Here is a 26,347-nt window from a genome sequence, read left to right as displayed (position 1 = left end):
AAAGTGCAGGTCAGCGCTGCTCGGCCGGTTGCAACGCCGGGTTCTCCGCCTCGGCGGATTCCGGGGCGGCGGAATCGTCCGGGGCCGGGACGTCCGCCTTCCGGCGGATCAGGCTCAGCGCCGGCGCGGTCACCGCCGTGGTCACCAGGGCCATGAGCACCAGGACGGTGAACAGATCGGGGCCGACGATCCCGAGGCCGAGACCGATGTCGAGCACCACTAGCTCGGTCAGCCCCCGGCAGTTCATCAGCGCGCCGAGGGACATCGCGTCCCGCCACCCGTTGCCGGTCAGCCGGGCCGCGAGCGCGCTGCCGCCCCACTTGCCGAGCCCCGCCACGGCGAGCACGGCCCCGGCCCACCACCACAGCGCCGTACCGCCGCCCAGCAGTGACACGTCGGTGCGCAGCCCCGTGCTCACGAAGAAGAGCGGCAGCAGCACCGGCACCGCGAAGGCGCGCAGCCGTGAGGCCGCCGTCGCGGTCCGGCGGCTGCCGCGCGGGGTGATCGCCCCGAACAGGAAGGCGCCGAACAGCGCGTGCACGCCGATCAGGTCGGTGACGTATCCGGACAGGCACAGGCCGCTGAACAGGACGACCAGCACCACGGCGTCGGAGTGGCCGCGTTCGGCCCGTGCGGTCCACCGGGTCAGCAGCGGCCGGACGACGTAGAACAGGAAGAAGGCGAAGGCCGTCGCGTACAGCGCGGTCGTGACGGCGTCGAAGGGCGAGCCGCTGTTCGCGATCGCCACGACGGCGGCCAGCAGGCACCACGCGCTCACGTCGCCCACGGCCGCGCTGGCCATGGCGAGCGCGCCCACCCGGGTGCGGTACAGCCCGCGGTCGGTGAGGATGCGGGCCAGGACCGGGAACGCGGTGATGCTCAGCGCGACCCCGATGAACAGGACGAACGGGAGCCGGTCGGTGCCCTCGGGGGCGAGCGGGCCGTACATGCCGAGCGCCAGCAGGACACCCAGCACGAGCGGCACGGCGGTGCCCGCCTGGGAGACGGCGAGGGCGGTCCTGCGGTCCCCGCGCAGCGCGCCGAGGTCGAGTTCCAGTCCGACCAGGAACATGAACACGAGCAGTCCGACGTTGCCGAGCATGTCGATGTACGGGATCACGGAGGGGTCGAACAGCCAGGCCTGGCCGTCGGGCCACAGCGCGCCCAGCAGGGAGGGGCCGAGCAGGATGCCGGCGAGGATCTCCCCGACCACCGGTGGCTGCCCGACCCGGCGCAGCAGCTGGGCGGCCGTCCGGCTGACGAGGATCACCACCGGAACGGCGATGAGGAGGTCGGAGAGAGGGACGGGAACAGCGGCCATCACGTCTCCAGAGACAGGGAGGGGCGGAGGGCGGGCACCGGCGGTGTCGCGGCGGCCGCCGGAGGGGTCAGGAGCCGTAGGGCCGGGCCGCCTTGGCCGTGCGCAGGGCCTCGGCCCACCACATCAGCTGGTCGAGCATGAGCTTGGCGGCCGCCTCGCACCGCTCGGGCTCGGCGGGAAAACGCCCCTCGGCGTCGAAGTGGTCGAGCACGCGGGGAAAGGTGACGACGTCCTTCATCCCCACGCAGTGGAACTCGGCGAAGATCTGCCGCAGATGCTCGATCGCGCGCACCCCGCCCGCCGCGCCGAGCCCGTAGCCGACGAAGCCGACCGGCTTGGCCTGCCACTCGGTTTGGAAGCTGTCGACCAGCGTCTTCAGCGGCCCGGGAATGCTGCGGTTGTACTCCGGCACGACCACCGCGTAGGCCTCGGCGCCGGCGAGTCGCGGGCGCAGCGCCGCGGTCACGGGGTGGTCCGCGGCCAGATCGGACGGCAGCGGATGGTGTGCCACGTCCACGACGTCGAGGACCAGGTCCCCGCGCCGCCGGGCGACACCGGCGAACCAGCCGGCCACGTCCGGCGCGAGCCGTCCCTCGCGGGCCGAGCCGACGAGGAGCGCGACCCGGACCGGCGGGGGCGTCACCGGTCCGCCGGCAGCGGCGCGGGCACCGGCGTCAGTGCGAGGAACTCGGTGGCCTCGACCCGGGACAGGATGCGGCGGGTCACGGCCGGCATGTGCGTGCTGCCGTCGTCGGTGAAGACGACGGGGTCGGTCGTCCGGATGCGGCGCCCCCGGGTGGTGATCTCGCAACCGCCCGCCGCCAGCACGTTCTTGACCCAGTCGGATCCCGGCCCGTACGGCAGGGTGATGACGATGTCCGTGCCGCGCCGGAACAGCTTGACCGGCGTGGCGAACTCCCGTCCGGACTTGCGGCCCCGGTGGTGGACCTTCCCGAAGCCCGGCAGCCGGCTGAACAGGGGCCCCACGAACCGGTTGGCGAACCTCCGGTTGAACCGGGCGACCTTTCTGTCGATGGGCATGACGTCCTCCTCCTTGTGCGTCGTCGTGCGACGTCGTACGTCGTCGTGCGTCGGGGTGTTTCTTCGTGTCGTCGTCGTGCTTCCGCCGCGGCCGGAGGGCCGGCGGCCGTCCGGCGCCCGGCGCCCACCCCGGCGCCGGCCGCGGCAGCGCCCGAGCGGCGTGCGCGGCCGGCGCCGGGGTGGGCCGGGGGTGGGGCCGGAGCGGTGCGGGTCAGGCGCCGGGACGGCCGGCCGGGGTGAGGGGACCGGCCGGCTTGCCGCCGGACTGGAGGAAGCGCTGGAGGGCGAAGTTGTCCACGATGCCCCAGCGTTCGGCGATCCGGTCGCCCTCGAAGCGGAACCAGATGATCGCCTGGTGCTGGACCTGGAGACCGGTCGGCTGGATCCCGATGAAGGGGCCCGTGTGCCGGCCGTGCATCACCCAGCGGATGGCGGCCTTGTCGCCCTGGGCGATGAAGTCGAGGATCTCGTACTTGATGTCGCTGAAGGCGGACTGCTGGATCCGGATGGTGTGCTTGAACGCCTCCGGGCCGCGCATGGAGTCGTCGTGGCTGCCGTGGTTGCGGAAGTCCGCGGTGAGGTAGCGGTCGGCGGCCGAGAGGTCGCCGAGGTCGAGGCCCTCGTGGAAGACCTTCTCGATCAGCTGCCTCTGCTGGTCCGGCGTGAGCGTGCTGGGCATGGTGGGTTCTCCTTCGCTGGGGTCGGGCTACTGGGCAGGGGTGCCGGGGCCGCCGCGGGTGTCGAGCGTCCGCGCGTCGACCCGGGTGACACCGGCGGGTACGGCTCCGGTGGTCCACACGATGCGCAGCCGCAGCCGGTCGAAGCGCCAGCCGTCCGGCGTGCGCCGGGCCGTACCGGCGAAGCGGCCGCCGAGCTGGAAGTACTCGGAGGCGTCCGGAGGCAGCGGTGAGCCGTGGTGCACGTGGGAGGCGATCAGGCTCCAGCCCACCTCCGCGCGGTCGCCGTCGACCTCGACCGTGCTCTCGGAGCCGTGGTGGTGCGTACGGCCCCAGCGCGCCATGATCCGGGCGGTGAAGCCGTCGACACCCGTGCTGCCCCGGTGGCTGCCGACCGGGAACGTCATCTCCACGTCGTCCGTGAACAGCGAGCCGGCCCACGCGGCGTCGAAGGTGCCCGCGTCGAGGCTGGCCAGATAGCGGTCGGCGAGGTCCTTGAGCGCCGTGACGTCGGACAGCCGGGCCACCTCGGCGGCCAGGCCGGCGGGGGCCGCTGCCTGTACCGGGGTCATGACACCCTGCGCGCTTCGGTCCGGGCGCCCGTCGCGTAGATCACGGCGTCGTCGGGGCCGTGCACGACGGCCTTGCCCTCGCCGGTGAGCGTGTCCCCGGTGAGGCGCGCCGTGATGTCGATCTGTATGTACGCGGCGTGGTGGCCGTTGGGGCTGATCTGGGTGACGTCGACGTTGAAGTCCTCGCGCAGGGAGAACTCCAGGGTCTCGTCGCCGACGGCGGTCCACGCGCCGTAGCCGGTGCTCTTCTGCGTGGTGACCGAGAGCGAACCGTCCGCGGCGAAGGCGACCGTGTACTCGTCCACCTCGTCGTCGTGCGTGACCGTACCCGTCCAGCGTCCGACGGGGGTCCAGGTAGAAACAGGCATCGACCACACTTCCTCGAATGGGGGCGGCAGAAAAAAGGAGATCCGCGGCGAGTCGGTGCTGCCGACTCGCCGCGGATCTCCTGGAAGGTGCAGAACGCGGGGCTGCGAAGAGCCTGCCGCGGAACGCGCCACCCGTGGGGACCGCCACCGGAGAAGGGGCGGCGTCCGGGCATGGGGGCGCCGCAGAAAGTGTGACAGTTGCCGTGCGTGGCGTCAACTGCCGTTATTTATAAGGGAGTTGACGAAACGCGCTGCCCCCGCGGCCGGTGTGGGCCGCGGGGGCAGCGGTGGACTCGATCCCCGCACGGATCGGTCCCTGTGGAGCGGTCGGTCTGGAGGCGGCCCCTTGGGGGCCCTGGTCATTCGAGCGGGGTGCGACGGGTCAGGGCCAGCAGTTCCTCCAGGTCGTACTCCGCGCGCTGGGGGCCGCCGTGGCGGGTGATCTTCCCGCGGCTGGCCCATTTGCGGATGGTGGCCTGGGAGACGCCCATCGCCAGGGCGGCCAGTTCCGTGGGCACCGTACGGCGCCCGGCCGTCCCGCCGGTGCGCTCCGCGACGCCGCTCACGCGGCCGGCTCCTGCTCCGTACGGCCGGCCAGCAGCAGCCACTGGCGGGGCGGCACCGGGTGGCCGGCGTCGCAGGAGACGTGGCTGGGGACGCGGTCGCGGTCGGCCGGCCGGACGCCGAAGAGGGCGCCCCCGCACTCCGGCCGCGGACACGGCCCCAGCGGGAACCTGCTCACCGGCCCCGGGCCGAACAACTCGTCCAGTTCCGCGAGCAGTTCGGTGATCTCCTCGGTGAACTCGACGCCGGCGGGATGGCCGGCGAACCACGGCAGTTGCTGCCCCAGGAACCGCACCAGCCGGCCGAGTCCGCGCTCCGTGGCCCCGAAGGCGGCGTCGCCGCGCTCGTCCAGGACGAGCCGCGCCCACAGGCTCAGCGTCTCGGTGACCCGGCTCCGCAGGGACACGACCCGCTCGTCCAGCACGATGCCGACGCTGCCGCGGCTGCCGCTCACCCGCTGCCGCAGCGCCGTCGCGGGGACGGCGGCCAGGGTCTCGTCGCTCTCCTTGTACAGGGCGAGCAGTGTCCGCAGTTCACGGCCGGTCCGGTCCAGGCAGCCGGTGCAGATCCGGCCGCACCGCCGTGCGCAGTCCCTGCTCGTGTGCTCCTCGGTGGCTCTCTCACGCTCATCCATCGAAATCCCCCCGATCCGTGGCAGTTTCGCAAGACGGCATCCAGTCTCACCGGGCTCCGGGGCTACTTCTACCGACGGCGATGCAGGGTTCCATCAAGCGTTCGAGGTTGGGTCAGCTCAGTGTCAGCGCCGTGCCAAGTGCCCAGATCCGGGCGTCCCGGTGAGCGGCCGTTCCAGGAAAACATACAGGCAAGTCTACTCGCTTTGTCGGCGAACGGGCGGCTCGGAACGGAAGGTTCAGGCCATTTGACGCACGTATGTGGGGGATTTGTGAACGAAGGAAGACCGTAAGGAGGTGCCGAACGTCGGTGCGGGTACCGTAAAACAGACCTCCTTGTATGCTTCGGTTGATCGAGGAGTCAGTAAGGATGACGAAGGCGGGTGTGGTCTGATGCAGACGCGGTCCGAGCGGACTCGTGAGGCTCTGATCAGGGCCACGGCGGAGCTGATCGCGGACGGGCGCCCGGCCGACGCGGGTCTGGTCAACATCTGCCGCCGGGCCGGTGTGAGCCGCGGCGCCCTCTACCACCACTTCTCCTCGACCGCCGCCCTCGCGGCCGCCGTCCACGAACAGGCGCGCAGCCGGCTGGAGGAGATCGTCGACGCGGCCTTCCGCGGTGCCCCGGTCGACGCACCCGAGCGCTTCTGTCTGGCGCTCACCGAGGCACTGGGCACCGACAAGATCGTCCGGGCGGGCATGGAGCTGGCCCCGGACGGCTCAGCGGGGCCGCCGAGGCTGCGTGACCACCTGATGTCCCTGCTCCGCGACCGGGTGGCCGCCGCGCACGAGACGGCCGGCGGGCGGCACGGTGCGCCGCCCGAGGACCTGGCCGACCTGGCCGTGGTCCTGGCGGCCGGCATCGAGACGCTGGGCCGGTCGGAGCCCGGGTGGTGGGACGGCGACACCTCCCGGCGCCTGTGGGGCCTGATACGCCCGTTGTTCCCGCAGGCGGACGGCGGTCACCGCTGCCTGCCCTGACAACGTTCGCACGTCGTCCGCGAGCGGGTCAGGACGTGGGGGGCGCGGTCCGGAGCCGCCCGATCAGGCCCGGGGTGGCGAGTCCGGGCAGGAAGAAGCGCCAGAAGGAGCCGACCCGGTCACCCAGGTCCTCCCGGCCGGTGTACGCCTGGGACATGATCTGCAGCCCGGTGAAGCAGCCGACGATCGCCGATGCCGCCTCGTCCACATCGACGCCCGGCAGGAGTTCGTCCCGGTCCTTAGCCTCCCGCAGCAGCTTCTCGATCGCCTCCAGGGACTGCTCGTAGGCGGTCTGCGGGGAGCGGCGGAAGGAGGTCTGCTCGGTGGTCAGGCGCACGCTGGCGCGCAGCACCTGGTCGTGCTGGAGACGGCGGGCGAACTCCAGGGTCAGGTCGATCACCGACTGCAGCCGCACCGGCTGGTCCGGTACGGCCAGGGCCTCGCCGTGGGCCTCGACCAGGGCCACGGCGATGGCTTCCTTGGAGGGGAAGTGGTGGTAGAGGGAGCCGCGGGTGAGCCCGGTGCGGGCCAGAATGTCGTTGGTGCTCGCGGCGTCGTAGCCGCGCTCGTCGAATACATGGGCGGCGGCCTCGAGAATCGTCCGCCGTGACTGCTTGCCGCGTTCCTGTTGAGCCATGCCTTCATCCTTACCCTGCCGCTGTTGGCCCAACAGACTAGTCTGTATTTTTCTGTCTCTCTACGCCGGAGAACCGACGACTCACGACCGCGGCAGGGTGCGCGTGAGCGGGACCCCGCGAGGCGGCGCGGTCACGGATGACCGAGCCGGAAGCCCACCCCGCGCACGGTGATGATCCAGGTGCTGGAGCCGAGTTTGCCGCGCAGGGTGCCGACGTGCGTGTCCACGGTCCGGCCCCGCGGGGACCAGGCGTCGTCCCACACGTGGGCCATGATCTGGCGCCGGGTGAGCACCGTGCCGGCCTGCAGCGCCAGCAGGTGGAGCAGGTCGAACTCCTTGCGGGTCAGGTCCAGGGGCTCCCCGTGGAGGGTGGCCGCCCGGGCGGCCACGTCGATGCGCAGCCCGGCGTGGGTGATGACCCGGCCGGTCTCCGCCCTGGCCGGGCGGCCGTGCGAGCGGCGCATCACCGCCTCCATGCGGGCCAGCAGCTCACGGAAGCCGTACGGCTTGACCAGGTAGTCGTCCGAGCCCGCCTGGAGGCCGAGCACGCAGTCGAGTTCCGAGCGCCGCGCGGTCACGGTGATGATCGGTGTGTCGCTGATCGCCCGGATGGCCCGGCACACCTCGAGGCCGTCCAGGTCGGGCAGGTCGAGGTCGAGCAGGATCAGGTCGGCGTCGCGGTGGCCGCGCAGCGCCTGGGCGCCGGTGTCCACGCTCCGCGCGGCGTACCCCTGCCGGGCCAGCCCCCGCAGGAGCGTTTCGGCGGCCCGCTGGTCGTTCTCGACGACCAGCACGTTCCGGGCCGCCCTGCGGCCCGGGGCGGCGGGCGGAAGAGGAGGGTGCTGCGGCGACGGTCCGACGAGCTCCGCGTACTGCCGGTTCATCTGTCCCCCTGAAGGCACCTGGAAGCGCACCACGTCATCACGGACTGAGGTTCACGGGGAGGACAATACCAAACAGACTTGTCTGATTGTCAAAGGGTGTCTCGTACCTCTGGGTGACCCTTTGGTCACGGGGGTCCGGCCGTCATGAGCTGTGTGTTTCCCGCGCCCGGGTGGAGTTCGTGCCGCCTTCGTGCGCGGATGCGCCCAGGGAAATACTTGGCCAAGAGTGGGTCAATCCGCTCGGAACCGTGCCCCTCTGCATGTTTCATCGGCCCGAGTGTGTGGAGGTCTCGGGGGGCCGCGCGTACATCACTTGACGCACGTGAGGTCGACGAAAGCTCATTGCCTCTTGAAAAACTGGACCGACCTGTCTGTATCTTTAGCCGCAGCTAGTCGGCCACGGGGGTGAGCAGCCGACTTACGGCCGTGCCGCCCCCTGTCTGAACCCGATGGGAGCCCTGCACATGCCGAACCTCGCCTCGAAGGCACCCGGCGTCAAGGCACAGCCCCGGATGCTGACCTCCACGGTCGCGCGTGAATACGTGCACCGTGCGGCCGTCTCCGAAGTCCTGCTCACCGGATGGGAGCACGACGGTCCCGCCGCCGGCGACCACGGCGGTTTCGTGGTCAGGGCCCAGTGGCCGCGCTGCCACTCGCTGTTCGCGTCCGACCGCGGCTACCAGGACCCGATGCTGCTGGTCGAGTCCGTGCGGCAGATCGGTTCCCTGCTCGCGCACGCCGAGTTCGACGTGCCGTTCGGGTACCAGTTCCTGATGTCCGACCTCAGCGTGACCGCCGACCCGGAGCTGTTCCGGGCCGACGCGGTCCCCACCGACGTCGAGATGCACACCGTGTGCCGGGACGTCGTGCGCCGCGGCCGCAGCCTGCGCGAGATGCGCTACGACGTCACCGTCCGGCGCGGCGACGAGGTGCGGGCGACCGCCTCGGCCGCCTTCCGGTGCATGAGCCCCGACGTGTACAGACGGTTACGCGGAGAGCGCCCCACGGTCTGCCACCGCACACCCCCGCCGGCGCTCGACCCCGCCGCCGTGCGCCACGGCAACCCCTGGCACGTCCTGCTGGGCGAACCGTCGCCGGCCACGCCGGGCCGCTGGGAACTGCGGGTCGACACGGCCCACCCGACCTACTTCGACCACCCGACCGACCACATCCCCGGCATGGTCCTGCTGGAGGCCGCCCGACAGGCCGCCCACGCGGTCACCGGGCTCCCCTGCGCCGTGCTCTCGGGCGTGCGGGCCGACTTCGCGCGCTACGCGGAGTTCGACTCCCCGTGCTGGGTCACGGCCACCGTCGAGGGGGACGGCGCGGGGGGCGAGCTGCCGGTGCGGGTGCGCGGCAGCCAGGAGGGCGAGACGGTCTTCACCGCCGACCTCGTCCTGCGGCCCCGCGTCAGCTGACCCGGCCCGTCCCCCTGGGAGAGTGCCCCGTGCTCACCGTACTGATCACCGGCGGGTCCGGGTTCGTGGGACGACACGTCGTCCGCGAGGCCGAACGGCGGCGGGCCGACGTCAGGCTGCTGTCGCACCGGCGTCCCGTCCCCCGGTCCGCCGCACGCTGCGTACGGGGCGACCTGACCGATCCCGGGACCCTGCGCGGCGTCTGCGACGGCGTCGACGTACTCATCCACTGCGCGGCGCAGATAGGCGGTGGCGAGGCGGCCAACGAGGCGGTGAACGCGCACGGCACGGCGGCGCTGGTCGCGGAGGCACGGCGGGCCGGGGTCCGCCGTGTCGTGCAGCTCAGCACCGCCTCGGTCTACGGCCGCGGTACCTACCGGCGCCAGCGGCCCGAGGAACTCGTCCGGAATCCGGGGTCCTGGACGTCCCGCACCCGCGCCGCCGCCGAGGACGCCGTGCTCTCGGCCGGCGGGGTCGTCCTCCGCCCCCACCTGGTGTACGGGGCGGGGGACGCCTGGGTCGGGCCGGGCATGGCCCGGGTGCTGCGCGTGCTGCCGGGCACGGTGGCGGGCTGGTCCGCGCGGATGTCGATGATCGCCGTACCGGATCTGGCCCGGGCCCTGGTGGGTGCCGCGTTCGCGCCCGACTCGGCGCTGTCCGCGTCCGTCTACCACGCGGCGCACCCGGAACCGGTCGCCGTGTGCGGGGCCCTGCGCGCCGTCGCCGCCTGCGCCGGGATCTCCTGGCCACGGGGGGATCTCTCGGTCGGGCGGGCGCGGTGTCTGTTGGCCGGGGACGACGTCCTGTCGGGCGTGGTCGATCTGCTGACGACCGACCACCTCTTCGAGTCCGACAGCCTCTGGTCGGACCTCCGGGCGGCGCCCGGCGACCCGTTCGTCACCGGGTTCCGGCGCGCCGAACCCTGGTACCGCTCGACGCTGTCGCCCGCCGGACGCCCGTGACCGGCCAGGCCCCCCGACGGTCGTGCGACCGTCGGGGGGCCTGGGAGTCGGGCGGCGGGCAGTTGCCGCCGTCGCGCGGTGTCAGGACTCGCGCTGCCACAGCGCCGGCACGTTCGGCGGCTCCCAGCCCGTCATCGCGGAGTGCGCCTGGAGGCACCGGTAGGACCGTCCGCCGTACGTCACGCGGTCGCCGGCGCGGTAGGCGTGGCCGCTCGTCCAGGTGCCGCCCGGCGGGTCGGTGGGCGGGTCGGTGGGCGGGTCCGTGGGGCCGGTGCCGCCGTCCACGTCCAGGACGAAGTCGAAGGTGCCCTCCTTGCCGTTGCCGGCGCCGCGGACGTTCATCAGCAGGGCCGGGTCGAAGATCGTGTCCGTGCTGTTGCGGGGCTCGCCGGGGAAGTAGAGCTGGGTGGTGAGCACGGGCTCGCCGGGGGCCTGCGCCTTGACGTGGATGTGCCGGGTGCGGCCGGGGTAGAGGCCGGGCACGATCGTCCGCAGGGCGAATGCGCCGGTGGCGTCGGTGAACTGGTGGCCGCGGAAGGTGAAGCCGGCCATGTCGTAGTCGCCGTTGACGTCGGCCTGCCAGAAGTCGAGGAGCACGCCGGACAGGGGCACGCAGTTCCGGCCGAAGACGTAGCCGCTGACGGTCAGGAGGGTGCCGGGGGTGCCGGGCGTGACCAGGCTGGTGCGCAGCGGCGAGTTCGGCTTGAAGTACGGGCCCTCCATCTGGTCGGGCGTCAGGTCGTCGCCGTCGTCGCAGTACGGCGTCGGTGTCAGCGTCCGGCCGTCGGAGGAGCGGGCGGCGTCCCGGGCCAGGGCGATACCGCCGGTGGCGAGCAGCGGGACGGTGGCGCCGGCGGCGACGGCAGCCCTGAGCAGCGTCTTGCGGCTGATGCCGCGCTCGGCGCCGGGGCCCGGGCGGGGACCGGTCCCGGGCCCGGGCTCGGGTTCTTCGGGGGTGGCGGGGGTGTGGGAGGTCATGGCGGTTCCTCGGTCTCCTCGGTGGGTGGTCCCTGGGGAAGCTGGACGGGACGTGCGACATCCGGGACGTCGGGGACAGGGAGCGCGCCCGCCGGCGCGGGGCAGGCTGCTGTGGTTGCTTCGACGGGCGCGCTCCGTGGTGATCGCAGGCCACGGTAGGCGCGCCGCGGGGGGCTCGGGCACCTCCTGCTTCGCCCCCTGCCCGGCGTTATGCGGGCGGCGGGCCGGGGCCCGTGTACGGGCGGCGCGGGCGGGAGTACGGTCGTGGCGCGTCGGAGCCGACGGCGGCGCCGGGCGGGCCGGCGGGCGGGTCCGCGGACCGGGCCCGCGTGTGGTGCGCGGGCGCGGGACGCAGGCACGACGCGGTGGCAGGGACGAGTACGGGAGGGCGGCCGGGATGACCGGGGCGACGGCGGGGGCGGGCACGGAGGCGGCGGCCGGGGCGGTGCCGACGGCGCGTACGGGTGCGGGCGCGGGTACGGAGTCGACGCGCGGCACGGAGGGGGACCGGGCGGCGGAAGGTGCCGTGCGGCTGCCGGTCGTCCCCGGGTTCGCGCGGTGGCCCGGGGCGGGCTCGCCGAAGGCGGAGGGCAAGGCGCTGCGTACGCGTGTGCCGAGGTCCGCGCACGCGGCCCTCGACCCGGACGCCGCCCGGCCGGACGCGGTGAGCGCGGTCGAGGAGTCCCACCGCGGCCGGATACCGGGGCTCACCCCGATCCGGGCCGGGCGGATGGCGGCCACGCCGTTCGCCTTCCTGCGCGGGTCGGCGGGCCTGATGGCGTTCGACCTGGCGCGCACGCCGGTGACCGGGATCGGCGCGCAGATCTGCGGCGACGCGCATGCCGCCAACTTCGGCCTCTACGGGGACGCCCGCGGCGGCCTGGTCATCGACCTGAACGACTTCGACGAGACCGTGCACGGCCCCTGGGAGTGGGACCTCAAGCGGCTCGCGGCCTCGCTCGTGCTCGCGGGCCGCGAGGCCGGCGCCGACGAGGACACCTGCCGCACGGCCGCCCACGACGCGGCCCGCGCCTACCGGCGCACCATGCGGCTGCTGGCCAAGCTGCCCGCGCTGGACGCCTGGAACGCCATCGCCGACGAGGAACTCGTCTCGCACACCGACGCCCACGACCTGCTCGGCACGCTGGAACGGGTGTCGGAGAAGGCGCGGGCCAACACCAGCGGGCGCTTCGCGGCGAAGTCGACCGAGGCCACCGAGGACGGCGGGCGGCGCTTCGTGGACGCGGCGCCGGTGCTGCGCCGGGTGACGGACGCCGAGGCGGCGGCGGTCGCGGGCGCCCTGGAGGCGTACCTGGCCACGCTCTCCGAGGACCGGCTGCCGCTGCTGGCCCGGTACGCGGTGCACGACGTGGCCTTCCGGGTCGTCGGCACCGGCAGCGTGGGCACGCGGTCGTACGTCGTGCTGCTCCTGGACCACCGGGGCGAGCCGCTCGTGCTCCAGGTCAAGGAGGCCAGGCCCTCCGCGCTGCTGCCCCATCTGGCGACCGCCGGTTTCGACGCCCCCGAGGCCCTGCACGAGGGACGCCGGGTCGTCATGGGCCAGAAGCGGATGCAGGTGGTCAGCGACAACCTGCTCGGCTGGACGTCCGTCGACGGGCGGCCCTTCCAGGTACGGCAGTTCCGCAATCGCAAGGGGAGCGTCGACCCGGCGGCGCTGGCCGCCGACCAGCTGGACGACTACGGCCGGATGACCGGCGCCCTGCTGGCCAGGGCCCACGCGCACAGCGCCGACCCGCGGCTGATCGCGGGCTACTGCGGCAAGAACGGCGAGCTGGACGAGGCGGTGGCCGCCTTCTCCGTCGCCTACGCCGACCGCACCGAGGCGGACCACGCGGAGCTGGTGGCCGCGGTGCGTTCGGGGCGCGTCGCGGCGGAGCTGGGGGTGTGACGGGGAGCGGCGGGGATCCGCGCGGGCGGCTCCCCTTGCCCGCACCCCCTAGGCTGGTCGGGTGACGACGCCGGAAGCTGAGCCCGAGCAGGAGGGTGCCCCGCGTCCCGAGGAACGGCTGGAACGGGCCGTACGGGCCGCCGAGCAGGCACTCATCGAGTACGAGATCGCGCTGGAGACCTTCCGCGTGGAGGTCGAGAACTTCTCGCGGCTGCACGAACAGCGGCTCGGCCCGGTGTACGCGCGCCTGGAGGAGCTGGAGGCGCAGATCCTGGAGGCCAGGGCGGCCCGTACGGGCGACGCCGACGACGTGCGCCGGGCCGACGAGGCGCGGGCCCGGCTGATGCCGATCCCCGGGGTCGAGGAGCTGCTGAACGGCTGGATGGACGGGGACGGGCTGTTCCCGGAGGCCACGGCGATGCTGACGGACCGGGCGGTCAGGCCCCCGCAGCGGGTCCGGCCGAGCGAGGAGGCCCGCCGCCTCTACCGGGACCTGGCCCGCAAGGCCCACCCCGACCTGGCGCAGGAGGAGGACGAGCGGGTCAGGCGCGAGGCGTTCATCACCCGCGTCAACGCCGCCTACGCCCGCGGCGACGAGGCGGAGCTGCGCGAGCTGGCCGAGGAGTGGGCCGCCGGGCCGGTGCCCGAGCGGCGCCCGAGCCGCGGCGAGGAGCTGTACGCCCGGCTCGAATGGCTCGACCGGCGCAAGGAGATGCTCACGCTGCTCGCCAAGGAGCTGGAGGAGAGCGCGATCGGCGCCATGCTCAGGCTGGCCCCGGACGACCCCGACCGGCTGCTGGAGGAGATCGCCGGGCAACTGGCGACCCAGGTGCGCGAGCGGGAGGCGGAGCTGGCGGGGATGCTCGGGCGGGACTGAGCCGGGTGGCGGCTCCGGTAGCGTCTGGGGCATGAGTTTCGGAGCTGGTGTGCCCACGGTCGGGGTCGGCGACCTCAAGGACGGCGACTTCCTGCTGGACGTCCGCGAGGACGACGAGTGGCAGGCGGGTCATGCCGCCGGGGCGCTGCACATTCCCCTCAGCGAGTTCGTGGCCCGGTACGGGGAGCTGGCCGAGGCCGCGCCGCAGGACGGCCGGGTGCACGTGCTCTGCCGTGTCGGCGGCCGCTCGGCGCAGGTGACCATGTACCTCGTGCAGCAGGGCGTCGACGCGGTGAACGTCGACGGCGGCATGCAGGAGTGGGCCGCGGCCGGGCGTCCCGTGGTGGACGACAAGGGCGAGCCGGGACACGTGCTCTGAGCCTCCCCGCCGGACCCGGGTCCCGCGGGGTGTGGTGACGCCCACGGCGTGACCGGTCCGCCGGGGGCTGTGCGGGCGGCCGGTCCTGAGTACCGTTCCCGTTCGAACGTCGCCGAGCGGCCGCGCGGGTGGCGCCCGGGCGTCCCGTGACGGGGCGGGCGGATGGACGGATCGGGACCGAACGGGGCGGAATGGACGCGTACGACAAGGGCTCGGCCGCCCGGCAGGGGCAGAACGGGCCGGACGGGCCGGACGGGCCGGACGGCGGGGTGGACGCGGACGCGGAGGAGACCGGCGGTTCCGACGCATCCGCCGGGTCCGAAGAGCCCGCTCGGTCCGCCGGGTCTGACGGGTCCGACGTGTCCATTGGGTCCGCCGGGTCCACCGAGTCCGCTGGGTCTGACGTGTCTACTACTGGGTCTGACGGGCCTGACGTGTTCCTTGGGTCCGACGGGTCGGCCGGGTCCGCCGGGTCTGACGTGTCCACTGGGCTCGACGGGTCTACGGCGTCCGACGCGTCCGCCCGGTCCGCCGGGCCCGTGGCTCCCGTCGCGGGGTCGGAGGTGTCGGCGGGTTCCTCGGACGGGGCCGGGGCGTCCGGGTGCCCCGCCGTCGTGCCGGAACAAGCCGGTGCCCCGCGTCCCGCGCCGCCTCCCGAACCCCGTGTCGGTGTCGCCGCGCTCTCCCTGCGCTACCAGGTCGGTGCCGTGGTCGCCCTCGCGGTGGTCGCGGTCGCCGTCTGCGCCCACATGGGCCTGGTGTTCCTGCACGTGGCCCCGTCCAACACGCTCACGAAGCAGCACGGCGCCGCGGTGGACGAGTGGGTGTTCCCGGAGTTCGAGCAGAACTGGAAGCTCTTCGCCCCCAACCCGCTCCAGCAGAACGTCTCCGTCCAGGTCCGTGCCGAGGTCTCCGCGGCGGACGGCGGGATACGGACGACCGGCTGGTACGACCTGTCCGCCGAGGACGGCCGGGCCATCGACGGCAATCCGCTGCCCAGCCACACCCAGCAGAACGAACTGCGCCGGGCCTGGGACTTCTTCGTGGCCAGCCACGACTCCGAGAACCGTCCGGTGGGCCTGCGGGGCGCCCTCGCCGAGACGTACCTGCGGCGCATCGCCGTGCTGCGTCTGGAGCGGTCGGGCGCGCCGGGATCCGGCGACGTCGTCGAGCGGGTCCAGTACCGTTCCCGGACCACGAACGTGGAGCCGCCCTCGTGGAGCGGGGAGAAGGTCTCCAGCCGTCCGTCCGTCCGCGAGCTGCCCTGGTGGTCCGTGGCCGCGGAGACCGCGGGCGCGAGGTCCGGGGCGGCGGGGGGTGCCGCATGAACGGCGTCGCCCTCTCGGTCTCCCGCGGCGTCGCCCGCGTCACCGGTGCCGCGCTCGGCCCGTACCAGACCGCCGTGGTCCGCATCGGCTTCAGCGCCACCTGGCTGCTCTTCCTGCTGCGCGAACTGCCCCACCGGGGCGAGCTGTACGGACCCGACGGGCCCTGGAGCCACGAACTCGCCGAGCAGATGATCGCGGACAACGGCGCCTTCACGGTGCTGATGTGGTCGGACGGACGGGTCTGGTTCGAGATCGTCTACGCGCTGGCCGTGCTGAGCAGTGTGCTGCTCCTGCTGGGCTGGCGCACCAGGACCGTGTCCGTGCTGTTCATGGTCGGCGTGCTCTCGCTCCAGAACCGCAGCGTGTTCATGGGGGATGGCGGCGACAACGTCGTGCACCTGATGAGCATCTACCTGGTCCTCACCCGGTGCGGCCGGGTGTGGTCGCTGGACGCGCGTCGTGCCGCGCGGGCGGCGGCGGCACGCGCGCGCGGTGAGCGGGCCGTGGACCGGGTCGGGCCGGTGCTGTGGTGCGTCTTCGGGTTTCTGCTGGTCACGGTGACGGCGGCGGGCCTCCTCGGCGGCGACTGGTTCGTCCCGGCCCTGCTGTGGGCGGTGTGGGGTGCGCTGGGGCTGTGGTGGGCCGTGGGGCGGGGTGCGGAGGACAGCCAGCCGCGGATCCTGCTGGACGTGGTGACCAACACCGTGCACAACGGCGCGCTGCTCGTGATCATGGCCGAGGCGTGTCTCATCTACGCGACGGCCGGCTGGTACAAGATCCAGGGTTCGCGCTGGCAGGACGGCACGGCCGTGTACTACCCGCTGCACCTGGACTACTTCTCGCCGTGGCCCGCGCTCTCCGACGCGCTGGCGGCCAACGGCACGCTGGTCATGCTCATCACGTACGGCACGGTCGCGGTGCAGGTCGCCTTCCCGTTCACGCTGCTCAACCGGCGGGTCAAGAACGTGCTGCTGGCGGCGATGATGCTGGAGCACGCGGTGATCGCGGTGACGCTCGGGCTGCCGTTCTTCTCGCTGGCGATGATCGCCGCCGACGCGGTCTTCCTGCCGGCCTCGTTCCTGCGCCGGCTGGGCGGCCTGGCGGCACGCGCGCGGGCCCGCCTGACCGGCCGGGAGCCCACCACGGGACCTGCGGGACCGGCGGGAGCGACGGGCGGGCCCGGGGGCGGCGGTACGGCGAGGGTGCCGGGGCCCAGGACCCGGGAGGGCGCCGGGGCGGGCACGGCGGACGGCGGCGGACAGAGCGGCAAGGACGAGATCGGCGAGCAGGGCGGGGAGGGTCCCGGTCACCCGCACGTAGGCTTCCGGGCATGAGCGATCCCGCCCCCGGCCCGCCGGCCGCCTGGCACCTGCACGCCGACCGGTGCGTGCTGCTGGACGGCTTCCACGCCCTCAAGCACGCGCTGCGCTTCGGCGCCGAGGTGCCGGTGGCCGTGACCAGTGACCGGGCGGCAGCTTTGGCCCTCGCCGACGAGCTGGCGCCGGACGTGCGCGGGACGCTGGCGGGGCTGCTGACGGAGGTGTCGCGGGAGGCGTACGCGTCGCTCGTCACGCGGCCGCACCCCACGGCGGTGGCCGCCCTGGCCGTCCGGCCCTCGCGCGCGGCGGGCCGGGAAGCACTGGCGCACACGCCGCGCCGCACCCCCGTCGTCGTCCTCGACCAGCCGCGCAACCTCGGCAACGCGGGGGCCGTGATCCGGCTGGCCGCCGGGTTCGGGGCGACCGGCGTGGTCACCACCGGCACGCTCGACCCCTGGCACCCCACGGTGGTGCGCGGCGGGGCGGGGCTGCACTTCGCGACCGTCGTGGAGCGGCTGGAGGTCGCGGAGCTGCCGGCCGGGCCGGTGTTCGCGCTGGACCCGGAGGGCGAGGACATCAGGGGCATGCGGCTGCCGGACGACGCGCTGCTCGCGTTCGGCTCCGAGCGCAGCGGGCTCACACGGGAGCTGCGGGCGCGGGCCGATCACCTGGTGGCGCTGCCGATGCGCCCCCAGGTCTCCAGCTACAACCTCGCGACCAGTGTGGCCATGACGCTGTACCACTGGAGCGCCGGCGGGGGCGCACCGCGCGGGCCCGGCGCGGCCTAGGCCGGCCGGCGGACCTCCACCACCCGGAAGCGGTTCGCGACGAACGCGCCGTCGCACAGGGCCGCGTTGGCCGCCGGGTTGCCGCCGGAACCGTGGAAGTCGGAGAAGGCGGCCGTCTGGTTGACGTACACCCCGCCGGTGAGGTTCAGGGAGAGCTGGGCCGCCTCGTCCAGGCAGACCTCCTGCACGGCCTCCTCGACCTCCGGGTCGGTCGTGTACGCGCCGACCGTCATCGCGCCCTTCTCGCGGATGCTGCGGCGCAGCAGCTGCACGGCACGGTCGGCGGAGTCGACGGCGACGGCGAAGGAGACGGGGCCGAAGCACTCGCTGGTGTAGGCGGCCTCGTCCTCGGGCTTGGCGGCGTCGAGCTTGACGATCACCGGGGTGCGCACCACCGCTCCCGGGAACTCCGGGTTGGTGATCTCGCGGGAGGCGAGGGCGACCTCGCCGAGGCCCGCGGCGGCCTCCAGGCGGGCCTTGACGTCCGGGTTGACGATCGCGCCGAGCAGGGCGTTCGCACGGGCGTCGTCGCCGAGGAGGCCGTCGACGGCGCGGGCGAGGTCGGCGGTGACCTCGTCGTAGGTCTTGGCGCCCTGGTCGGTGCGGATGCCGTCACGGGGGATCAGCAGGTTCTGCGGGGTGGTGCACATCTGGCCGCTGTACAAGGAGAGCGAGAAGGCGAGGTTGGCGAGCATGCCCTGGTAGTCGTCGGTGGACTCCACGAGGACCGTGTTGACGCCGGCCTTCTCCGTGTACACCTGCGCCTGGGGGGCGTGGGACTCCAGCCAGTCGCCGAAGGAGCTGGAGCCGGTGTAGTCGATGATCCGGATCTCGGGGCGGGTCGCCAGGGTCTTGGCGATGCCCTCGCCGGGGCGCTCGGCGGCGAGCGCGACCAGGTTCGGGTCGAAGCCCGCCTCGGTGAGGACGCCGCGGGCGACCCGGACGGTGAGGGCGAGCGGCAGGACCGCGCGCGGGTGGGGCTTGACCAGCACCGCGTTGCCCGTGGCCAGGGAGGCGAACAGGCCCGGGTAGCCGTTCCACGTCGGGAAGGTGTTGCAGCCGATGACCAGGCCGATGCCGCGCGGGACCGGCGTGAACCGCTTGGTCATCGCGAGCGGGTCGCGCTTGCCCTGCGGCTTGGTCCACTCCGCGGTCTCCGGGGTGCGGGACTGCTCCACGTACGCGTACGCCACGGCTTCCAGGCCGCGGTCCTGGGCGTGCGGGCCGCCCGCCTGGAAGGCCATCATGAAGGCCTGTCCGGAGGTGTGCATGACCGCGTGGGCGAACTCCGTCGTCCGGTCGGCGATCCGGCGCAGGATCTCCAGGCAGACCATCGCGCGCAGCTCCGCGCCCGCGTCCCGCCACGCCTTCTGCCCCGCCTTCATGGCGGGCAGCAGCACGTCGAGGTCCGCGTGCGGGTACTCCACGCCCAGCTCCACGCCGTACGGGGAGACCTCGCCGCCGACCCAGCCGTCGGTGCCGGGCTGGCCGAGGTCGAGGCGGGTGCCGAGCAGGGCGTCGAAGGCGGCCTTGCCCGCGGCCGCGTCCAGGCTGCCGTTCTCCCCGTAGGCCTTGGGGTTCTCGGGGTGGGGGGACCAGTACGCGCGCGTGCGGATCGTCTCCAGCGCCAGGTCCAGGGTCGGCCGGTGCTGGGCGATCAGCTGGTGTGCGGTGAGTTCGGCGGCCATGCGGGACCAACTCCTCGTCTCTCACGGACCGGCCGGCGCGCCGTCGACGCTCCGTCGACGGTCGGACGAGTCCGTGGACCTGGGGGAAACCTGGGCAGAATCAGGCGGACACGGCTAGAGTAACCGAACGATCGGTCGGGACAAGGGGGTCCGCCGCATCTGTGGAAAACCCCGTGCGGGAGGATCGCGCACATGACAGCACTCGACCTCAGCAGCCCCGTGGCCGTCGTCGGCACCGGCACCATGGGCCAGGGCATCGCCCAGGTGGCGCTGGTCGCGGGCCACCCCGTCCGGCTGTACGACGCCGTCCCGGGGCGGGCCGGGGAAGCGGCCGACGCGATCGGCGCCCGGCTCGACCGGCTCGTCGAGAAGGGCCGCCTCACCGACGCCGAACGGGTCGCCGCCCGGGCCCGGCTCGTGCCCGCCGGGGCCCTGGACGCCCTCGCCGACTGCGCGCTGGTCGTCGAGGCGGTCGTGGAACGGCTGGACGTCAAGCAGGAGCTGTTCCGCGCGCTGGAGGACGTCGTCGGTGACGACTGCCTGCTCGCCACCAACACCTCCTCCCTCTCCGTCACCGCCGTCGCCGGCGCGCTGCGCGGGCCCGGCCGCTTCGTCGGCCTGCACTTCTTCAACCCCGCACCGCTGATGCCGCTGGTGGAGGTGGTCTCCGGGTTCGCCACCGACCCCGCGTCGGCCACGCGCGCGTACGAGACGGCCCGCGCCTGGGGCAAGACCCCGGTCGCCTGCGCCGACACCCCCGGCTTCATCGTCAACCGCGTCGCCCGCCCCTTCTACGCCGAGGCCCTCACGGTTTTCGAGGAGCAGGGCGCGGACCCGGCCACCGTCGACGCCGTGCTGCGCGAGTCGGGGGGCTTCCGGATGGGCGCCTTCGAGCTGACCGACCTCATCGGGCAGGACGTCAACGAGTCGGTCACGCACTCCGTGTGGACCTCCTTCTTCCAGGACGTGCGCTTCGCCCCGTCCCTGGCCCAGCGCCGGCTGGTGGAGTCCGGCCGGCTCGGCCGCAAGAGCGGCCAGGGCTGGTACGACTACCGCGACGGCGCCGTGCGGCCCGAGCCGCGCACCGCCGGACCGGCCGAGGCACCCGCGTACGTCGTCGTCGAGGGCGGCCTGGGACCGGCCGCCGCACTCCCCGGGCTGATCCGCGAGGCGGGCGTCGAGGTCCGCGAGAAGGACTCCGGCGGCGTCGGGCGGCTCGTCCTGCCCGGCGGCGGCCGGCTCCTGCTCGCCGACGGCCGCAGCACCGCGGAGCTGGGCGACACCGTCCACTTCGACCTCGCCCTCGACTACGGCCGCGCTACCCGCGTCGCCCTGTCCGCCGCTCCCGGCACACCGCGCGCGACGCTCGACGGGGCCACGGGGCTCTTCCAGGCGCTCGGCAAGCGGGTCAGCGTCATCGGTGACGTCCCGGGCATGATCGTCGCCCGGACCGTCGCACGGATCGTCGACCTGGCGCACGACGCCGTCGCCAAGGGCGTCGCCACCGAGGAGGACGTCGACACCGCGATGCGTCTGGGTGTCAACTACCCGCTGGGCCCCATCGAGTGGGGCCGTGCGCTCGGCCCCGCGTGGGCGTACGCGCTCCTCGCCGAGCTGCACCGGCGTGACGTCGCGGGCCGCTGCGCCCCCTCCCTCGCGCTGTTCCGCCACGCGCACGCCGTCGACGCCACCGGAGGCAGCCGCCCATGACCACCGCCAAGCGGGACACGTACACGCCCGAGACGCTGCTGTCCGTCGCCGTGCAGGTCTTCATCGAGCGCGGCTACGACGGCACCTCCATGGAGCACCTGTCCAAGGCGGCGGGGATCTCCAAGTCGTCGATATACCACCACGTCACCGGCAAGGAGGAGCTGCTGCGCCGGGCCGTGAGCCGGGCGCTGGACGAGCTCTTCGGGATCCTCGACGAGGAGCACGCGCGCGTGGGGTCCGCCGCCGAGCGCCTGGAGTACGTCGTGCGGCGCATGGTCGAGGTGCTGATGGCCGAGCTGCCCTACGTCACGCTGCTGCTGCGGGTGCGCGGCAACACCGGCACCGAGCGGTGGGCGCTGGAGCGGCGGCGCGAGTTCGACCACCGGGTCGCCGCCCTGCTGAAGGACGCGGCGGCCGAGGGGGACGTGCGCGCCGACGTGGAGGTGCGGCTCGCCACCCGCCTCGTCTTCGGCATGATCAACTCGATCGTCGAGTGGTACCGGCCCGACGGTCCCGACGGCCGGGGCGGCACCGGCGAGCGCGAGGTGGCCGACGCGGTGGCGCGGCTGGTGTTCGGCGGGCTGCGCGGGGCCACCTGAGCCGCGCGGGGCAGCTGAGCCGCGCCGGGCCCCTCGGCCTGCGCAGGGCCTCTGGAACCGGACCGGACGGCTCTGGCCGCACCCGGCCGGCCCGCGGATCAGCTCTGCGGTTCGAGGTCCTCGGTCTCGAAGACCAGCAGGGTGCGGGTGCTGAGCACCTCCGGGATGGCCTGGAGGCGGCTGAGCACCAGCTCGCGCAGGGCCCGGTTGTCCGGGGTGTGCACCAGCAGCAGGACGTCGAAGTCGCCGCCCACCAGGGCGATGTGCGAGGCCCCGGGGAGTTTGCGCAGTTCTGCGCGCACCGTGCGCCAGGAGTTCTGGACGATCTTCAGGGTGATGTACGCCGAGGTGCCGTGCCCGGCGCGCTCGTGGTCGACGCGGGCGCCGAAACCGCGGATGACGCCGTCCTCGACCAGGCGGTTGATGCGCGCGTAGGCGTTCGCGCGCGAGACGTGCACCCGCTCCGCGACCGACCGTATGGAGGCGCGGCCGTCCGCTTGGAGCATGCGCAGGATGTCCTGGTCGATGGAGTCCAGCGGGCGCGCGGGCGGCGCGGTGCCCGCCTCGTCCGGGCCGCCGCCCCCGTCGGGGCGATCGGCCATTTGTTCAGATGCCACGTGCCCCCGCCTTCCCCTGATGGACGTCCTGCGTCCATCTCAGGCTGTGGAGAACCGTTTGTCCACAGCCTGGGGCCGCCTGTAGCCAAAATGTGCCGACGACCGAACAATCGGTAGGTGAGGCCCGTCACACACCCGTGGCGAGCCCGGAGCCACTCCCACGAGGAGGTGCCGTCATGACGGTCATGGAGCAGCGGGGCGCGTACCGGCCCACACCGCCGCCCGCCTGGCAGCCCCGTACCGACCCCGCGCCGCTGCTCCCCGACGCGGAGCCGTACCGCGTCCTCGGCACGAAGGCCGCGGACCGCGTCGACCCCGGGCTGCTGCGCACGCTGTACGCCCGGCTGGTGCGCGGCCGCCGTTACAACGCGCAGGCCACGGCGCTCACCAAGCAGGGCCGGCTGGCCGTCTACCCCTCCAGCACCGGCCAGGAGGCGTGCGAGATCGCCGCCGCGCTGGCCCTGGAGGAGCGGGACTGGCTCTTCCCCAGCTACCGCGACACCCTCGCCGTCGTCTCGCGCGGCGTCGACCCCGTCGAGGCCCTCACCCTGCTGCGGGGTGACTGGCACACCGGCTACGACCCCTACGAGCACCGGGTCGCCCCGCTGTCCACGCCGCTGGCCACCCAGCTGCCGCACGCCGTGGGCCTCGCCCACGCCGCCCGGCTCAAGGGCGACGACGTGGTCGCGCTGGCCATGGTCGGCGATGGCGGCACCAGCGAGGGCGACTTCCACGAGGCGCTGAACTTCGCCGCCGTCTGGCAGGCCCCCGTCGTCTTCCTCGTGCAGAACAACGGCTTCGCGATCTCCGTCCCGCTCGACAAGCAGACCGCCGCCCCGTCGCTGGCCCACAAGGCCGTCGGCTACGGGATGCCGGGCCGCCTGGTCGACGGCAACGACGCGGCGGCGGTGCACGAGGTCCTCTCCGACGCCGTACGGCACGCGCGCGCGGGCGGCGGCCCCACGCTGGTGGAGGCGGTGACGTACCGCCTCGACGCGCACACGAACGCCGACGACGCCACGCGCTACCGGGGCGACGCCGAGGTGGAGGCCTGGCGCGGGCACGACCCGGTCGCGTTGCTGGAGCGGGAGCTGACCGAGCGCGGCCTGCTCGACGAGGACGGCATCCGCGGCGCCCGCGAGGAGGCCGAGGCCATGGCCGCCGACCTGCGCGCCCGGATGAACGCGGACCCGGAGCTGGACCCGCTGGAGCTGTTCGCCCACGTCTACGCCGAACCCACACCGCAGCTGCGCGAGCAGCAGGCCCAGCTGCGCGCCGAACTGGAGGCGGAGGCCGAGGCGGATTCCGCGGCCGCTCCGCAGGGGGGACACCGATGACCACCGTCGCCGCCAAGCCGGCCACCATGGCGCAGGCCCTCACGCGCGCGCTGCGCGACGCCATGGCCGCCGACCCGGGCGTGCACGTCCTGGGCGAGGACGTGGGCACCCTCGGCGGTGTCTTCCGCGTCACCGACGGACTCGCCGCGGAGTTCGGCGCGGACCGCTGCACGGACACCCCGCTCGCCGAGGCCGGCATCCTCGGCACGGCCGTCGGCATGGCGATGTACGGGCTGCGCCCGGTCGTCGAGATGCAGTTCGACGCCTTCGCCTACCCGGCGTTCGAGCAGGTCGTCAGCCACGTCGCCAAGATGCGCAACCGCACCCGCGGCACGATGCCCCTGCCGCTGACCATCCGCGTCCCCTACGGCGGCGGGATCGGCGGCGTCGAGCACCACAGCGACTCGTCCGAGGCGTACTACATGGCGACTCCGGGGCTCCATGTCGTCACGCCCGCGACGGTCGCCGACGCCTACGGACTGCTGCGCCGCTCCATCGCCTCCGACGACCCGGTGGTCTTCCTCGAACCCAAGAGGCTCTACTGGTCGAAGGACAGCTGGAACCCGGCGGAGCCGGCGCCCGTCGAACCGGTGGGCCGCGCGGTGGTGCGGCGCTCCGGCCGGAGCGCCACGCTCATCACGTACGGGCCGTCGCTGGCCGTCTGCATGGAGGCGGCCGAGGCGGCCCGGGCGGAGGGGTGGGACCTCGAAGTCGTCGATCTGCGCTCCCTGGTGCCGTTCGACGACGAGACGGTGTGCGCCTCGGTGCGGCGGACGGGACGCGCGGTCGTGGTCCACGAGTCGGGTTCCTTCGGGGGCCCGGGCGGGGAGATCGCGGCCCGGGTCACCGAGCGCTGCTTCCACCACCTGGAGGCGCCGGTGCTGCGGGTGGCCGGTTTCGACATCCCGTATCCTCCGCCGATGCTGGAGCGTCACCACCTGCCCGGTGTGGACCGCATCCTGGACGCCGTGGGGCGCCTGCAGTGGGAGGCAGAGAGCTGATGGCACACGCTTCTGACGGGCACAGCCTGGAGTTCAAGCTGCCCGACCTCGGTGAGGGGCTCACCGAGGCGGAGATCGTCCGCTGGCTGGTCGAGGTCGGTGACGTGGTCGTCGTCGACCAGCCGGTCGTCGAGGTCGAGACCGCAAAGGCGATGGTCGAGGTGCCCTGCCCCTACGGCGGTGTGGTCACCGCCCGCTTCGGCGAGGAGGGCACGGAGCTGCCCGTCGGGGCGCCGCTGGTGACCGTGGCGGTGGACGGGGCCGGGGCGGCCGCAGCCGGGGGACCGGCGCGGGAGTCCGGCAGGGGGGCCGCCGGGTCACCGGCCGCCGAGCCGCCGGGGACCGCGGAGAAGGCGGACGGCAAGGCGGAGGGCTCCGGCAACGTCCTGGTCGGCTACGGCACCTCCGAGGCGCCCGCGCGGCGGCGCAGGGTGCGGCCCGGCCGGCCGGCGGCCACCGGCCCGTCCGGGCGGGCGAACGGCCGGGCCCTTCCGGCGGAGCCGGCGGGCGGACAGGTCCGCACGACCGAGCCGGCGGGCGGCCAGATCCGCACGGACGAGCCGGCGGGCGGCCAGATCCGCACGGACGAGCCGGCGGGCGGCCAGATCCGCACGGACGAGCCGGTGGAAGGACCGGTGCCGGTCATCTCCCCGCTGGTGCGCAGGCTGGCCCGGCAGAACGACCTGGACCTGCGCGAGCTGACCGGTTCCGGGCCGGAGGGGCTGATCCTGCGGGCGGACGTGGAGTACGCGCTGCGCGCCGCCGCCGCACAGGGCGGTCGTACGGCGGACCGGGCGGCGAGGACGAGCGGGGAGCAGGTCGCCGCATCCGTCACCTCGGCCCCTTCCGCCACCTCCGCCTCTCCCGGCACCCGCGTCCCCCTCAAAGGCGTGCGCGGCGCCGTCGCCGACAAGCTCTCCCGCAGCCGGCGCGAGATCCCGGACGCCACCTGCTGGGTGGACGCCGACGCGACCGAGCTGATGCGTGCGCGCACGGCGATGAACGCGTCCGGCGGGCCGAAGATCTCCCTGGTCGCCCTGCTGGCCCGGATCTGCACCGCCGCCCTGGCCCGTTTCCCCGAGCTGAACTCGACGGTCGACACCGAGGCCCGGGAGATCGTCCGGCTCGACGGGGTCCACCTCGGCTTCGCCGCGCAGACGGACCGCGGGCTGGTCGTGCCGGTGGTCCGGGACGCGCACGCGCGGGACGCCGAGTCGCTCACCGCGGAGTTCGCCCGGCTCACCGAGGCGGCCCGCGCGGGCCGGCTGACGCCGGGGGAGCTGACCGGCGGCACCTTCACGCTGAACAACTACGGCGTCTTCGGCGTCGACGGCTCCACACCGATCATCAACCACCCCGAGGCGGCCATGCTCGGCGTCGGCCGCATCGTCCCCAAGCCGTGGGTGCACGAGGGCGAGTTGGCGGTGCGTCAGGTCGTGCAGCTCTCGCTCACCTTCGACCACCGGGTGTGCGACGGCGGCACGGCGGGTGGTTTCCTGCGGTACGTGGCGGACTGCGTGGAACAGCCGGCGGTGCTGCTGCGGACCCTGTGACGGAAGCGACGGCCCGCCCCCGGCGGCGACCCGCTCGCGGCCCCGGAATCGCGCGGGCTCCCTCACATTCCCTGTGATCGCACCGGGCCCCATACTCGTGGGGTGAGTGCGAACGAGCCCGTCGGCGCCCCGGGTGCCGGCCGTGACCCCGCGCCGGAATCCGATGCCGGGCCGGGCCGGAACCCCGAGCCGGGTCCCGGCCCCGCC

The 26,347-nt window shown here is 73.8% G+C and carries 27 protein-coding genes; 14 read left to right on the top strand and 13 right to left on the bottom strand.

What is annotated here, in order from left to right:
- Window positions 1-10: 10 nt before the first annotated feature.
- The 8 genes from ACIBCJ_RS11145 to ACIBCJ_RS11110 all read right to left on the bottom strand — a co-directional run bounded on the left by ACIBCJ_RS11145 (window position 11) and on the right by ACIBCJ_RS11110 (window position 5,177).
- A complete protein-coding gene (locus ACIBCJ_RS11145; protein ID WP_362514404.1) occupies window positions 11-1,321 on the bottom strand; it encodes a cation:proton antiporter in 1,311 nt (436 codons plus the stop codon).
- A 67-nt stretch (window positions 1,322-1,388) separates the two neighbouring features.
- Window positions 1,389-1,964 (bottom strand): NAD(P)H-dependent oxidoreductase, encoded by a 576-nt coding sequence (locus ACIBCJ_RS11140; protein WP_362108032.1) that lies wholly within the window; start codon window positions 1,962-1,964, stop codon window positions 1,389-1,391.
- Window positions 1,961-2,362 (bottom strand): nitroreductase family deazaflavin-dependent oxidoreductase, encoded by a 402-nt coding sequence (locus ACIBCJ_RS11135; protein ID WP_362108035.1) that lies wholly within the window; start codon window positions 2,360-2,362, stop codon window positions 1,961-1,963. Before ACIBCJ_RS11135 ends, ACIBCJ_RS11140 begins: the two co-directional genes overlap by 4 nt.
- Before the next feature lie 211 nt (window positions 2,363-2,573).
- The gene (locus ACIBCJ_RS11130) at window positions 2,574-3,041 is read right to left on the bottom strand and encodes an ester cyclase (RefSeq protein WP_133888831.1); all 468 of its coding nucleotides are present in this window, start codon (window positions 3,039-3,041) and stop codon (window positions 2,574-2,576) included.
- Between the two features lie 27 nt (window positions 3,042-3,068).
- Entirely contained in the window at window positions 3,069-3,611 is a 543-nt protein-coding gene (locus tag ACIBCJ_RS11125) for a nuclear transport factor 2 family protein (protein ID WP_362099317.1), read from the bottom strand.
- Entirely contained in the window at window positions 3,608-3,979 is a 372-nt protein-coding gene (locus ACIBCJ_RS11120) for a dehydrogenase (protein ID WP_243860133.1), read from the bottom strand. Before ACIBCJ_RS11120 ends, ACIBCJ_RS11125 begins: the two co-directional genes overlap by 4 nt.
- Window positions 3,980-4,338: 359 nt before the next feature.
- Entirely contained in the window at window positions 4,339-4,545 is a 207-nt protein-coding gene (locus tag ACIBCJ_RS11115) for a hypothetical protein (RefSeq protein ID WP_365979474.1), read from the bottom strand.
- On the bottom strand, window positions 4,542-5,177 hold the full coding sequence (locus ACIBCJ_RS11110) for an OvmZ protein (protein ID WP_362513630.1): 636 nt from the start codon (window positions 5,175-5,177) through the stop codon (window positions 4,542-4,544). The genes ACIBCJ_RS11115 and ACIBCJ_RS11110 overlap by 4 nt, the downstream gene beginning before the upstream one ends.
- A gap of 391 nt (window positions 5,178-5,568) precedes the next feature.
- Between ACIBCJ_RS11110 and ACIBCJ_RS11105 the strand changes: the two genes are divergently transcribed.
- Window positions 5,569-6,156 (top strand): TetR/AcrR family transcriptional regulator, encoded by a 588-nt coding sequence (locus ACIBCJ_RS11105; protein ID WP_362099326.1) that lies wholly within the window; start codon window positions 5,569-5,571, stop codon window positions 6,154-6,156.
- Between the two features lie 28 nt (window positions 6,157-6,184).
- Here ACIBCJ_RS11105 and ACIBCJ_RS11100 read toward each other — a convergent pair whose 3' ends face one another.
- Together ACIBCJ_RS11100 and ACIBCJ_RS11095 are read right to left on the bottom strand one after the other, a co-directional pair.
- Window positions 6,185-6,793 carry a ScbR family autoregulator-binding transcription factor gene (locus ACIBCJ_RS11100; RefSeq protein WP_365979473.1) on the bottom strand — a complete coding sequence of 203 codons (609 nt, stop codon included), beginning with the start codon at window positions 6,791-6,793 and terminating at the stop codon, window positions 6,185-6,187.
- A gap of 131 nt (window positions 6,794-6,924) precedes the next feature.
- Window positions 6,925-7,677, bottom strand: coding sequence for a response regulator transcription factor (locus ACIBCJ_RS11095; RefSeq protein WP_362099332.1), 753 nt, complete (start codon window positions 7,675-7,677; stop codon window positions 6,925-6,927).
- Window positions 7,678-8,141: 464 nt separating this feature from the next.
- On the opposite strand from ACIBCJ_RS11095, the gene ACIBCJ_RS11090 reads away from it, so the two are divergent.
- Window positions 8,142-9,095, top strand: coding sequence for a ScbA/BarX family gamma-butyrolactone biosynthesis protein (locus ACIBCJ_RS11090; RefSeq protein ID WP_362099335.1), 954 nt, complete (start codon window positions 8,142-8,144; stop codon window positions 9,093-9,095).
- Window positions 9,096-9,124: 29 nt separating this feature from the next.
- Entirely contained in the window at window positions 9,125-10,057 is a 933-nt protein-coding gene (locus ACIBCJ_RS11085) for an NAD(P)-dependent oxidoreductase (RefSeq protein ID WP_365979472.1), read from the top strand.
- Window positions 10,058-10,138: 81 nt separating this feature from the next.
- Here ACIBCJ_RS11085 and ACIBCJ_RS11080 read toward each other — a convergent pair whose 3' ends face one another.
- Entirely contained in the window at window positions 10,139-11,035 is an 897-nt protein-coding gene (locus ACIBCJ_RS11080) for a carbohydrate-binding protein (RefSeq protein ID WP_365979471.1), read from the bottom strand.
- A gap of 397 nt (window positions 11,036-11,432) precedes the next feature.
- Between ACIBCJ_RS11080 and ACIBCJ_RS11075 the strand changes: the two genes are divergently transcribed.
- From ACIBCJ_RS11075 to ACIBCJ_RS11050, 6 genes are all read left to right on the top strand, one after another.
- The gene (locus ACIBCJ_RS11075; RefSeq protein ID WP_365979470.1) at window positions 11,433-12,944 is read left to right on the top strand and encodes a DUF2252 domain-containing protein; all 1,512 of its coding nucleotides are present in this window, start codon (window positions 11,433-11,435) and stop codon (window positions 12,942-12,944) included.
- A 61-nt stretch (window positions 12,945-13,005) separates the two neighbouring features.
- Complete coding sequence (locus tag ACIBCJ_RS11070; RefSeq protein ID WP_365979469.1) at window positions 13,006-13,821, top strand: hypothetical protein; 816 nt, start codon at window positions 13,006-13,008, stop codon at window positions 13,819-13,821.
- Between the two features lie 49 nt (window positions 13,822-13,870).
- On the top strand, window positions 13,871-14,200 hold the full coding sequence (locus ACIBCJ_RS11065) for a rhodanese-like domain-containing protein (protein ID WP_362099907.1): 330 nt from the start codon (window positions 13,871-13,873) through the stop codon (window positions 14,198-14,200).
- A 614-nt stretch (window positions 14,201-14,814) separates the two neighbouring features.
- A complete protein-coding gene (locus ACIBCJ_RS11060) occupies window positions 14,815-15,528 on the top strand; it encodes a DUF5819 family protein (RefSeq protein WP_365979468.1) in 714 nt (237 codons plus the stop codon).
- The gene (locus tag ACIBCJ_RS11055) at window positions 15,525-16,862 is read left to right on the top strand and encodes an HTTM domain-containing protein (protein WP_365979467.1); all 1,338 of its coding nucleotides are present in this window, start codon (window positions 15,525-15,527) and stop codon (window positions 16,860-16,862) included. The genes ACIBCJ_RS11060 and ACIBCJ_RS11055 overlap by 4 nt, the downstream gene beginning before the upstream one ends.
- Window positions 16,859-17,635 (top strand): TrmH family RNA methyltransferase, encoded by a 777-nt coding sequence (locus tag ACIBCJ_RS11050; protein ID WP_362099351.1) that lies wholly within the window; start codon window positions 16,859-16,861, stop codon window positions 17,633-17,635. Before ACIBCJ_RS11055 ends, ACIBCJ_RS11050 begins: the two co-directional genes overlap by 4 nt.
- Here ACIBCJ_RS11050 and paaN read toward each other — a convergent pair.
- Window positions 17,632-19,323, bottom strand: a complete 1,692-nt coding sequence (paaN, locus tag ACIBCJ_RS11045) for a phenylacetic acid degradation protein PaaN (RefSeq protein WP_365979466.1) — start codon at window positions 19,321-19,323, stop codon at window positions 17,632-17,634. The genes ACIBCJ_RS11050 and paaN overlap by 4 nt on opposite strands.
- A 192-nt stretch (window positions 19,324-19,515) precedes the next feature.
- On the opposite strand from paaN, the gene ACIBCJ_RS11040 reads away from it, so the two are divergent.
- Together ACIBCJ_RS11040 and ACIBCJ_RS11035 are read left to right on the top strand one after the other, a co-directional pair.
- Window positions 19,516-21,033, top strand: coding sequence for a 3-hydroxyacyl-CoA dehydrogenase (locus ACIBCJ_RS11040; RefSeq protein ID WP_365979465.1), 1,518 nt, complete (start codon window positions 19,516-19,518; stop codon window positions 21,031-21,033).
- Entirely contained in the window at window positions 21,030-21,632 is a 603-nt protein-coding gene (locus ACIBCJ_RS11035; RefSeq protein ID WP_362099360.1) for a TetR/AcrR family transcriptional regulator, read from the top strand. Before ACIBCJ_RS11040 ends, ACIBCJ_RS11035 begins: the two co-directional genes overlap by 4 nt.
- A 98-nt stretch (window positions 21,633-21,730) precedes the next feature.
- Here ACIBCJ_RS11035 and ACIBCJ_RS11030 read toward each other — a convergent pair whose 3' ends face one another.
- Window positions 21,731-22,234 (bottom strand): Lrp/AsnC family transcriptional regulator, encoded by a 504-nt coding sequence (locus tag ACIBCJ_RS11030; RefSeq protein WP_133888871.1) that lies wholly within the window; start codon window positions 22,232-22,234, stop codon window positions 21,731-21,733.
- Between the two features lie 191 nt (window positions 22,235-22,425).
- On the opposite strand from ACIBCJ_RS11030, the gene pdhA reads away from it, so the two are divergent.
- From pdhA to ACIBCJ_RS11015, 3 genes are read left to right on the top strand one after another with little or no spacing between them, the layout of a single operon-like run.
- Window positions 22,426-23,586: a pyruvate dehydrogenase (acetyl-transferring) E1 component subunit alpha gene (gene pdhA / locus ACIBCJ_RS11025; RefSeq protein ID WP_362512557.1), complete on the top strand. Its 1,161-nt coding sequence runs from the start codon at window positions 22,426-22,428 to the stop codon at window positions 23,584-23,586.
- Entirely contained in the window at window positions 23,583-24,587 is a 1,005-nt protein-coding gene (locus tag ACIBCJ_RS11020) for an alpha-ketoacid dehydrogenase subunit beta (protein WP_365979464.1), read from the top strand. Before pdhA ends, ACIBCJ_RS11020 begins: the two co-directional genes overlap by 4 nt.
- On the top strand, window positions 24,587-26,140 hold the full coding sequence (locus ACIBCJ_RS11015; protein ID WP_365979463.1) for a dihydrolipoamide acetyltransferase family protein: 1,554 nt from the start codon (window positions 24,587-24,589) through the stop codon (window positions 26,138-26,140). Before ACIBCJ_RS11020 ends, ACIBCJ_RS11015 begins: the two co-directional genes overlap by 1 nt.
- The last annotated feature ends 207 nt before the right edge of the window (window positions 26,141-26,347 follow it).

Source organism: Streptomyces sp. NPDC051136, from assembly GCF_044455745.1.
GTDB lineage: Bacteria > Actinomycetota > Actinomycetes > Streptomycetales > Streptomycetaceae > Streptomyces.
Note: the sequence above shows the minus strand (reverse complement) of the source record. Positions and strands in the feature narration are given on the sequence as shown.

What these genes read in the sequence shown, in the direction of transcription:
- ACIBCJ_RS11145 (WP_362514404.1), bottom strand. Translation starts at nt 1,321, where the DNA reads ATGGCCGCTGTTCCCGTCCCTCTCTCCGACCTCCTCATCGCCGTTCCG.
- ACIBCJ_RS11135 (WP_362108035.1), bottom strand. Translation starts at nt 2,362, where the DNA reads ATGCCCATCGACAGAAAGGTCGCCCGGTTCAACCGGAGGTTCGCCAAC.
- ACIBCJ_RS11130 (WP_133888831.1), bottom strand. Translation starts at nt 3,041, where the DNA reads ATGCCCAGCACGCTCACGCCGGACCAGCAGAGGCAGCTGATCGAGAAG.
- ACIBCJ_RS11125 (WP_362099317.1), bottom strand. Translation starts at nt 3,611, where the DNA reads ATGACCCCGGTACAGGCAGCGGCCCCCGCCGGCCTGGCCGCCGAGGTG.
- ACIBCJ_RS11120 (WP_243860133.1), bottom strand. Translation starts at nt 3,979, where the DNA reads ATGCCTGTTTCTACCTGGACCCCCGTCGGACGCTGGACGGGTACGGTC.
- ACIBCJ_RS11110 (WP_362513630.1), bottom strand. Translation starts at nt 5,177, where the DNA reads ATGGATGAGCGTGAGAGAGCCACCGAGGAGCACACGAGCAGGGACTGC.
- ACIBCJ_RS11105 (WP_362099326.1), top strand. Translation starts at nt 5,569, where the DNA reads ATGCAGACGCGGTCCGAGCGGACTCGTGAGGCTCTGATCAGGGCCACG.
- ACIBCJ_RS11100 (WP_365979473.1), bottom strand. Translation starts at nt 6,793, where the DNA reads ATGGCTCAACAGGAACGCGGCAAGCAGTCACGGCGGACGATTCTCGAG.
- ACIBCJ_RS11095 (WP_362099332.1), bottom strand. Translation starts at nt 7,677, where the DNA reads ATGAACCGGCAGTACGCGGAGCTCGTCGGACCGTCGCCGCAGCACCCT.
- ACIBCJ_RS11090 (WP_362099335.1), top strand. Translation starts at nt 8,142, where the DNA reads ATGCCGAACCTCGCCTCGAAGGCACCCGGCGTCAAGGCACAGCCCCGG.
- ACIBCJ_RS11080 (WP_365979471.1), bottom strand. Translation starts at nt 11,035, where the DNA reads ATGACCTCCCACACCCCCGCCACCCCCGAAGAACCCGAGCCCGGGCCC.
- ACIBCJ_RS11075 (WP_365979470.1), top strand. Translation starts at nt 11,433, where the DNA reads ATGACCGGGGCGACGGCGGGGGCGGGCACGGAGGCGGCGGCCGGGGCG.
- ACIBCJ_RS11055 (WP_365979467.1), top strand. Translation starts at nt 15,525, where the DNA reads ATGAACGGCGTCGCCCTCTCGGTCTCCCGCGGCGTCGCCCGCGTCACC.
- ACIBCJ_RS11050 (WP_362099351.1), top strand. Translation starts at nt 16,859, where the DNA reads ATGAGCGATCCCGCCCCCGGCCCGCCGGCCGCCTGGCACCTGCACGCC.
- paaN (WP_365979466.1), bottom strand. Translation starts at nt 19,323, where the DNA reads ATGGCCGCCGAACTCACCGCACACCAGCTGATCGCCCAGCACCGGCCG.
- ACIBCJ_RS11040 (WP_365979465.1), top strand. Translation starts at nt 19,516, where the DNA reads ATGACAGCACTCGACCTCAGCAGCCCCGTGGCCGTCGTCGGCACCGGC.
- ACIBCJ_RS11035 (WP_362099360.1), top strand. Translation starts at nt 21,030, where the DNA reads ATGACCACCGCCAAGCGGGACACGTACACGCCCGAGACGCTGCTGTCC.
- ACIBCJ_RS11030 (WP_133888871.1), bottom strand. Translation starts at nt 22,234, where the DNA reads ATGGCCGATCGCCCCGACGGGGGCGGCGGCCCGGACGAGGCGGGCACC.
- pdhA (WP_362512557.1), top strand. Translation starts at nt 22,426, where the DNA reads ATGACGGTCATGGAGCAGCGGGGCGCGTACCGGCCCACACCGCCGCCC.
- ACIBCJ_RS11020 (WP_365979464.1), top strand. Translation starts at nt 23,583, where the DNA reads ATGACCACCGTCGCCGCCAAGCCGGCCACCATGGCGCAGGCCCTCACG.
- ACIBCJ_RS11015 (WP_365979463.1), top strand. Translation starts at nt 24,587, where the DNA reads ATGGCACACGCTTCTGACGGGCACAGCCTGGAGTTCAAGCTGCCCGAC.